Genomic DNA, 7869 nt, shown 5'->3' with positions numbered 1-7869 from the left:
CCGACAAAACCTTCGCCGAAAGCGACGTGGCCAATTGACCCGCAATACAGTCGCCGTTTGATCCTTTCGGGATGGCGGATCTGGGCTTCGCTCAGGCGCCGCGCGGGCTTGCCGATACGGGATCCGCTTGAATCAAGCGGATCCCGTATCAGAGGATGAAGCGGCTCAGATCCGTGTTGGCGGCGAGATCCGCCACGCGCTCACGCACATAGGCGGCATCGATCGGCACGGTCTCGCCGGAGCGGTCGGTGGCGGTGAACGAGATCTCGTCGATGACGCGCTCCAGCACGGTCTGGAGGCGCCGGGCGCCGATATTCTCCACCGAGCCGTTCACCTCCACCGCCACGCGGGCGAGGGCGTCGATGGCATCCTCGGTGAAGTCGAGGGTTACGCCCTCGGTCTGCATCAGGGCGACGGTCTGCTTGATCAGGCTCGCCTCCGTGGTGGTGAGGATCTGCTTGAAATCCTCGACGGTGAGCGGCTGCAGCTCGACGCGGATCGGCAGGCGGCCCTGCAATTCCGGCAGCAGGTCCGAGGGCTTGGAGACGTGGAAGGCGCCGGAGGCGATGAACAGGATGTGGTCGGTCTTCACCGGTCCGTGCTTGGTCGCGACCGTGGTCCCCTCGATCAGCGGCAGCAGGTCGCGCTGCACGCCCTCGCGGGAGACGTCGGCGCCGGAGCGGCCCTCCCGGGCGCAGATCTTGTCGATCTCGTCGAGGAAGACGATGCCGTTATCCTCGACCTCGCGAATCGCCTCGCGGGTAAGGGCGTCGTCGTCCACGAGCTTGTCGCTCTCCTCGGCGATCAGGGGCGCGTAGGCATCGGCCACGGTGATGCGGCGCGGCTTGCCCCGCTGGCCGCCGAGCGCCTTGCCGAGCATGTCGGACAGGTTGATCGCCCCCATCGAGGCCCCCGGCATGCCGGGGATCTCGAACATCGGCATGCCCTGCGGGCCGGACGGGGCGAGCTCGATCTCGACTTCCTTGTCGTCGAGTTCGCTGTTGCGCAGCTTCTTGCGGAAGCTCTCGCGGGTCGCCTGACTTGCCGTCGGCCCCACCAGCGCGTCGAGGATGCGGGCCTCGGCGGCCGCCTCCGCCTTGGCCTTGACCGCCTTGCGCTTCTCCTCCCGCGTCAGGCCGATACCGACCTCGACCAGATCGCGCACGATCTGCTCGACGTCGCGGCCGACATAGCCGACCTCGGTGAACTTGGTCGCCTCGACCTTGAGGAAGGGCGCGCCCGCGAGCCGGGCCAGCCGCCGGGCGATCTCGGTCTTGCCGCAGCCGGTCGGCCCGATCATCAGGATGTTCTTCGGCGCCACCTCGTCCCGCAGCGGCCCCGTCAGCTGCTGGCGGCGCCAGCGGTTGCGCAGGGCGATGGCGACGGCGCGCTTGGCATCCTTCTGGCCGACGATGAAGCGATCGAGCTCGGAGACGATCTCGCGGGGAGAGAAGGTGGTCATCGGGCTCCTGCGGCCGATTTTTTGAAACTTGGCGGGATTTGGCGGGACGGCTCGAAGCCTCCCTGCAATCGATCTAAGCGGGTCGGAGCCGCCTTTCCAGGGAGGGCGGTCCTCAGGCCGCGTCGAGGGCTTCGATCACGAGGCTGCCATTGGTGTAGACGCAGATGTCGGCGGCGATCTTCATCGCCCGCCGCACGATCGCCTCGGCGTCGAGGTCACCCTCTTCCAGGGCGCGGGCGGCGGCCAGGGCGTAATTGCCGCCGGAGCCGATCGCCATCACACCGGTCTCGGGTTCGAGCACGTCGCCGGAGCCGGAGAGCAGCAGGCTGACCTCACGATCGGCCACCAGCATCATCGCCTCCAGGCGGCGGAGATAGCGGTCGGTGCGCCAATCCTTGGTGAGTTCGACGCAGGCGCGGGTGAGCTGGCCGGGATACTGCTCCAGCTTGCCTTCCAGCCGCTCGAACAGGGTGAAGGCGTCGGCGGTGGCCCCGGCGAAGCCGCCGATCACGCTGCCCTTGGCGAGGCGCCGCACCTTGCGGGCATTGCCCTTCACGATGGTCTGGCCGAGGCTGACCTGACCGTCGCCGCCGATCACCACCCGGCCCCCCTTGCGGACCATCAGGATCGTGGTGGCGTGCATCTGCGGCGGGCCGTGATCGGAATGGGCCAAGGGTGGGCTCCGGTTCGGTCGGGAAGGGCAACGGGCCTCAGTTATGCGCTCGGACGCCGAGCTCCAAGGCGTGACCCAAAGCTTGGCGCCGCAACGCCTGAAAAAGCTCCGCGCAAGCCACCGCGCCTATCCGCTCGACGGGAGCGGTGTCGCGCGTGGCGGCACCGGCCCCGCAGCGGTGTCCACCGGAGCCTCGTCATGGGAATCCTCGTCGGCCTCGTCATCGCGATCGGCTGCATGCTCGGCGGCTTCGTCGCCATGGGCGGCCATCTGATCGTGATCTGGCAGCCCTGGGAGTTCGTCATCATCGGCGGCATGGCGGCGGGGACTTTCGTCATCGCCAACCCGCTGAAAGTGGTGATGGATTCCGGCAAGGCGACCATGGAGGCCTTCACCAACAAGGGGCCGAAGCGCCAGGACTTCCTGTCCCTGCTCGGGCTGTTGCACGCGCTGATGCGCGAATTGAAGACCAAGCCGCGCAACGAGGTCGAGACGCATTTCGACGATCCGGAGAATTCCGAGATCTTCAAGAGTCATCCCGAGGTGACCAAGCACCCGGATCTGGTGCTCTTCATCTGCGATTACTGCCGCCTGATCCTGATCGGCAATGCCCGCTCCCACGAGATCGAGGCGCTGATGGAGGAGGAGATCGGCACCCACAAGAAGTCGGTGCTGAAGCCCTACGGCGCCATCAACACGGTGGCCGAGGCGCTGCCGGCCCTCGGCATCGTCGCGGCGGTGCTCGGCATCGTGAAGGCGATGGGCGCCCTCGACCAGTCGCCGCAGATCCTCGGCGGCCTGATCGGCGCGGCGCTGGTCGGCACCTTCTTCGGCGTGTTCGCCTCCTACGGGGTGTTGGCGCCGCTCGCCATCAAGGTGAAGGGCGTGCGCGAGAAGCAATGCGCGCCCTACACGATCATCAAGCAGACCCTGATCGCCTACATGAACGGCGCGCTGCCCCAGGTCGCGATCGAGCACGGCCGCAAGGGCATCGCCGGCGCCGACCGGCCGACCATCGACGAGGTCGAGAGCGCCACCGTGCCGGGCGCCCGCGCCGAGGCGGCAGCGTAAGGCGATTTCGAGATGGATGAGATCGAGAACCCCGATTCAGGCCCCGAAGCCGCTGCGGAGCCTGCCCCGGTGCCCGCGCCGGAGCCGGACTCCGCACCCGCGTCAGCGAAGCCGGCGGCCGATATCCGCGCCCGCATCCTGGAAGCCGGCGGCCTGTCGCTCGACCGGTTGCCGATGCTGCACGTGGTGTTCGACCGGCTCGCCACCGCCTGCAGCGACGCGGCCAAGCACTTGGCCGCCTCCTCGACCTTCTACTCCCTGAACGGCATCGCCAGCGGGCGCTTCGGCGAGTTCCTCGATGCCTACGACGCCAACGCCGTCGTCGGCATCTTCCACGCGCCGGAATGGGACGGCCATATCCTCGTCGGCCTCGACCGCGATTTCCTCTACACCATGGTCGAGGTCCTGTTCGGCTCGGACGGCTCCGAGCCGCCGGTGGAGGACGAGCGCAACTTCTCCGCCATCGAACTGCGCATCGCCCAGATGGTGTTCGAGCAGGTCGGCAAGGCGCTCGAATCCTCCTTCGGCCTCGTCTCGCAGACGCCGTTCCGCCTGGAGCGGATGGAGACCCGGATGGAGTTCGCGGTGATCGGCCGGCGCTCCAACAAGGCGGTGCAGGCCAAGTTCCTGCTCCAGGCGCTCAATCGCGGCGGGGAGATGTTCCTCGTCATCCCGCAGACGGTGCTGAACCCCCTGCGCCCGGCGCTGTCCAAGGTGCTCACCGGCGAATCCGCCGCCCGCGATCCCCATTGGGCCGAGCAGATCGCCGCCGAGGTGCAGAAGACGAATGTGCGCCTGAAAGCCGTGCTGGAGGAGCGCCACCTGACGCTCGGCGAGATCGCCGGGCTGAAGGTCGGGCAGGTGATCGAACTCGACGCCACGCCGGCGACACGGATCAAGCTCGAGGGCAACGACCGGCCGCTGTTCTGGTGCCGGGCCGGCCAGTCGCAGGGCGCCTACGTCCTGCGGGTGGAGGAAGCGATCAATCCGGAGAAGGAAGGCATCCATGGGCTCCTTGGTTGACGGCGTGCTGCTCGTCGCGCTCGTGGCCACGAGCGCCTGCGTGCTGCCGATGTATCTGAAGCTGAAGCGGCTCGACCGGACCCAGGCCGAATACGGCGCGGCGGTGGCCGCCTCCGGCGTGGCGTTGACCCAGGCGGGGGAAGCGGTCCGCTCCTTCAAGGACGAGGGCCGCGAGGTGCTGGAGGCCCTGAGCCTTAAGATCGAGGAGGCGCGGGCGACGCTTGCCGAACTCGAAGCGTCACAGGCGGCACTCAAGGCGGCGAAGAAGGCGTGAGGAATCCTTAACCTCACGGCGAAGATCGGATCTCCCGACCATTCCCTCACCCCGAGGCGCCGCTTCGCGCCGCCACCTCAGGGGAGGGCGTGCGTGAGATCGCCGAATTCCGGCACGTGCGACACCAGCCTCGCGTCAGCCAAGCCGGCTACACCGTCGTCACGGCCAAGCCGCCACCACGAGCCCGAGCGATGAGCAGCAGCCCTTTCCCCCAGACCGAACTCGCCGGATCCGAGCCCCGCGTGGGCGACGGGCGCAATCTCGATTCGATCCTGCGCATTCCGGTGCTGATGCAGGTGGTGCTCGGCGCGGCGACCATGCCGGTGGCCAATCTGATGAAGCTCGGGCGCGGTGACGTCGTCCCCCTCGACCACCGGGTCGGGGAGCCGGTGGACGTGATGGTCAATGGCCGCGTGATCGCCCGGGGCGAGATCGTCATCGTCGAGGAGGACAATTCCCGCTTCGGCGTGTCCCTGACCGAGGTGGTCGGGCCCGCCGCCACCGACTCGAACGGCTGAACCTCGTCGGAAGCGGGCTGCCATGTCCTCGAGCCCCGTCTCGTTGAACTCGTCGCCGCCGGGCCCTCCGCCCGCCGGGCTGGCTCCGGGCCGCCCGCCCGCGCGGCGGCTCGAACCCGTCGATCAGGTGGCGGCGCTGCTGCTCGCCATGGGCAAGCCCGCCGCCGGGAGGCTGATCAAGTATTTCGAGCCCGACGAACTCAAGCGCATCACCCGCTCGGCCTCGCATCTCGGTGCGGTCAGCCCCGAGCAGCTCGACGCTGTGGTGGACAATTTCTCCGCCGAGTTCTCCGCCGGCAACAGCCTGATCGGCACCGTCAACGAGGTCGAGAAGCTGCTCACCGGCCTGCTGCCGGCGGACCAGATCGCCGACATCCTCTCGGATGTGCGTGGCGGGGCCACCCGCTCGATCTGGGAGCGGCTCGGCACGGTTCAGGAGAGCGTTTTGGCGAGCTACCTCGTCAAGGAGCACCCGCAGACCGCGGCGCTGATCCTCTCGAAGGTCAAGCCCGCCACCGCCGCCAAGGTGATGGGCCATCTGCCGGCCCCGTTGCGTAACACGGTGATGCGGCGGATGCTGAGCTTCAAGCCCATCGTCGACGACGTGCTGCACAACATCGAGAAAACGCTGCACGAGGATTTCATGATCAACGGCGCCCGCAATTCCGGCGCCGACACCCACGCCAAGATGGCCGACATCATCAACAAGATGGAGCGGCAGCAGATGGACGACGTGCTGACCAGCCTGGGCGAGACGCGTCCGAAATCGGTCGAGATCCTGAAGGGCCTGCTCTTCACCTTCGACGACATCGTCAAGCTGGCGCCCCGCGCCCGCACCACCCTGTTCGACGCCGTGCCCAATGATCGCTTGGTCCTCGCCCTGAAGGGGACGGATGCCGAGTTCCGGGGCACGGTGCTGAGCGCGCTCTCGGCGCGGGTGCGGCGCATGGTCGAGCACGAGCTGAACGGCGGCGAGCCGGCGGCCCAGCGTGACGTCATGGAGGCGCGCCGCTCCATCACCGACCTCGCCATGGAGATGGCCGGGCGCGGCGAGATCGAGATCAATGCGGGAGGCGAGAGTGAAGCGCTCATCCGCTGACCCTTGCGCCGACCCTTGCGCCGATCCTTGCGCCGGCCCCCGCCACACCGACCCTCCTCCGTGGGGGTAAGGCATGGCGGAGGAAACGGACCAAGAGAGCAAGACCGAAGCCGCCACAGAGCGGCGGGTCCGCGAGGCGATCGAGAAAGGCGACATCCCATTCTCGCGGGAGGCGCCGGTCTTCGCCTCGACGCTCGGCCTTCTGATCGCGCTGACCCTGTTCGCGCGGGGGCAGGCGGCCCAACTCGCGCACAGTTTCGCGCCCCTGTTCGACGACCCGCGCGGCTTCTCCCTGGAAACCGGCGGGGACGCGATGCTGCTCCTGAGTCGCGTCGCCCTGGAGATGGGGCGGTTCCTCCTGCCGATCCTGCTGATCCTGGCCGTGTGCGGCCTCTCGGCCTCGCTGTTTCAGAACCTGCCGCGCTTCGTCCTCGACCGGATCACGCCGAAATGGTCGCGGGTCTCGCCGATGGCCGGCCTCTCCCGGATCTTCGGAACCTCGGGGCAGGTCGAGTTCCTGAAATCCCTCGTTAAATTCCTATCGGTCAGTGTCGTCGCCCTTCTGCTTCTCCGCTCGGAGCGGACCACAGCCGTGAACGCCATGTTCGTCGATCCGAGCCAGCTGCCCGAACTGATCCTGACTCTGTCGATCCGCCTGATCTCGGCGGTGGCCATCGCCACCATCGTCATCGTGGCGGGCGACCTCGTCTGGGCCCGCCTGCGCTGGCAGCGCTCCCTGCGGATGTCGCGTCAGGACATTAAGGACGAGCACAAGCAGACCGAGGGCGACCCCTCCGTTAAGGCGCGGCTGCGCTCCCTTGCGCAGGACCGGGCCCGCAACCGGATGCTCGCCAATGTCGACCGTGCCACCGTCGTGATCGCCAACCCGACCCACTTCGCCGTGGCTTTGCGCTACGAGCCGACCGAGAACCCGGCCCCGCTGGTGCTCGCCAAGGGGCAGGATCTCATTGCCCTGCGCATCCGGGCGATCGCCGAGGAGAAAGGCATCGCCGTGATCGAGGACAAGCCTCTGGCAAGATCGCTGTACGATGCTGTGCAGGTCGATCAGACGATTCCGGCGGAGTTCTACCGCGCCGTGGCGCAGATCCTGTTCTTCCTCTTCGCGAGGGCACGATGATTCCTCAGGTCCGACATTTTGCGCCGGCCCCGCCGGCCGCGACGGACACCCTCGCGGCGGCCGAGCAGATTTTCGCCCGTGCGCTGCGCGGCTTCATCGCCGAGCTGTGCCTTGTCGATGGCGGGGTGCTGATCGGCTGGATCCGCAGCCAGCGCCACGGCAACATCGCCGATGTCGTCGCTTCGTCCGCCGAATTGTTCTTCAAGGAATCGGTCATCACCTACGCCGACGGCGCGGATGTCTCTCTCGATTGGGGCCACTCCATGCAGGTCGTGCTCGACATGGAGTTCTCCGCCGAGCCGATGACCGTGTTTTTCAAGCTGGTGCTCGACGAGGTATTCGCGGGTGTCACTATTCAACGTATCGTTGCCGAAGATGTCAGTCAGATCGGCCTCGATGGATTTGCCAAGGCGCTGAATCGAGCCCGGATCGGCCACGCCTGACGCGGCACGAATGCCACGCTCGCGAAACGAATTCTGACGCCATCGTGATCCTCACGCCTGCGTGATTGACCGGTTTGTTGCACTGCGACATGTGGCCGACATCGCCGAGGGCGATGGGGCCGATGTCGCGTGAAGGCCGACATCCGACGCCATCTTCTCGCGGGGCCC

The 7869-nt window shown here is 67.4% G+C and carries 9 protein-coding genes; 7 read left to right on the top strand and 2 right to left on the bottom strand.

Annotation, left to right across the window (positions count from 1 at the left end):
• Nucleotides 1-148: 148 nt before the first annotated feature.
• Both hslU and hslV read right to left on the bottom strand, forming a co-directional pair.
• Nucleotides 149-1462: an ATP-dependent protease ATPase subunit HslU gene (hslU, locus tag MZTS_RS11425; protein ID WP_192283938.1), complete on the bottom strand. Its 1314-nt coding sequence runs from the start codon at nt 1460-1462 to the stop codon at nt 149-151.
• 112 nt (nt 1463-1574) lie between these two features.
• Nucleotides 1575-2105, bottom strand: a complete 531-nt coding sequence (gene hslV / locus MZTS_RS11420; RefSeq protein ID WP_009865453.1) for an ATP-dependent protease subunit HslV — start codon at nt 2103-2105, stop codon at nt 1575-1577.
• A 228-nt stretch (nt 2106-2333) separates the two neighbouring features.
• On the opposite strand from hslV, the gene motA reads away from it, so the two are divergent.
• The 7 genes from motA to MZTS_RS11385 all read left to right on the top strand — a co-directional run bounded on the left by motA (nt 2334) and on the right by MZTS_RS11385 (nt 7701).
• Nucleotides 2334-3206, top strand: coding sequence for a flagellar motor stator protein MotA (motA, locus tag MZTS_RS11415; RefSeq protein WP_192283936.1), 873 nt, complete (start codon nt 2334-2336; stop codon nt 3204-3206).
• 12 nt (nt 3207-3218) lie between these two features.
• A complete protein-coding gene (locus MZTS_RS11410; protein ID WP_192283935.1) occupies nt 3219-4229 on the top strand; it encodes a flagellar motor switch protein FliM in 1011 nt (336 codons plus the stop codon).
• Nucleotides 4213-4503 (top strand): hypothetical protein, encoded by a 291-nt coding sequence (locus tag MZTS_RS11405; protein ID WP_192283934.1) that lies wholly within the window; start codon nt 4213-4215, stop codon nt 4501-4503. Before MZTS_RS11410 ends, MZTS_RS11405 begins: the two co-directional genes overlap by 17 nt.
• Before the next feature lie 191 nt (nt 4504-4694).
• Complete coding sequence (gene fliN, locus MZTS_RS11400) at nt 4695-5021, top strand: flagellar motor switch protein FliN (RefSeq protein WP_192283933.1); 327 nt, start codon at nt 4695-4697, stop codon at nt 5019-5021.
• 22 nt (nt 5022-5043) lie between these two features.
• Entirely contained in the window at nt 5044-6120 is a 1077-nt protein-coding gene (locus MZTS_RS11395) for a flagellar motor switch protein FliG (protein ID WP_192283932.1), read from the top strand.
• A 73-nt stretch (nt 6121-6193) separates the two neighbouring features.
• On the top strand, nt 6194-7258 hold the full coding sequence (gene flhB, locus MZTS_RS11390) for a flagellar biosynthesis protein FlhB (RefSeq protein ID WP_192283931.1): 1065 nt from the start codon (nt 6194-6196) through the stop codon (nt 7256-7258).
• Nucleotides 7255-7701 (top strand): hypothetical protein, encoded by a 447-nt coding sequence (locus MZTS_RS11385; RefSeq protein WP_009864046.1) that lies wholly within the window; start codon nt 7255-7257, stop codon nt 7699-7701. The genes flhB and MZTS_RS11385 overlap by 4 nt, the downstream gene beginning before the upstream one ends.
• The last annotated feature ends 168 nt before the right edge of the window (nt 7702-7869 follow it).

This window comes from Methylorubrum zatmanii, from assembly GCF_014845115.1.
Taxonomy (GTDB): domain Bacteria; phylum Pseudomonadota; class Alphaproteobacteria; order Rhizobiales; family Beijerinckiaceae; genus Methylobacterium; species Methylobacterium zatmanii.
This window is presented reverse-complemented; position numbering and strand designations above follow the sequence as displayed.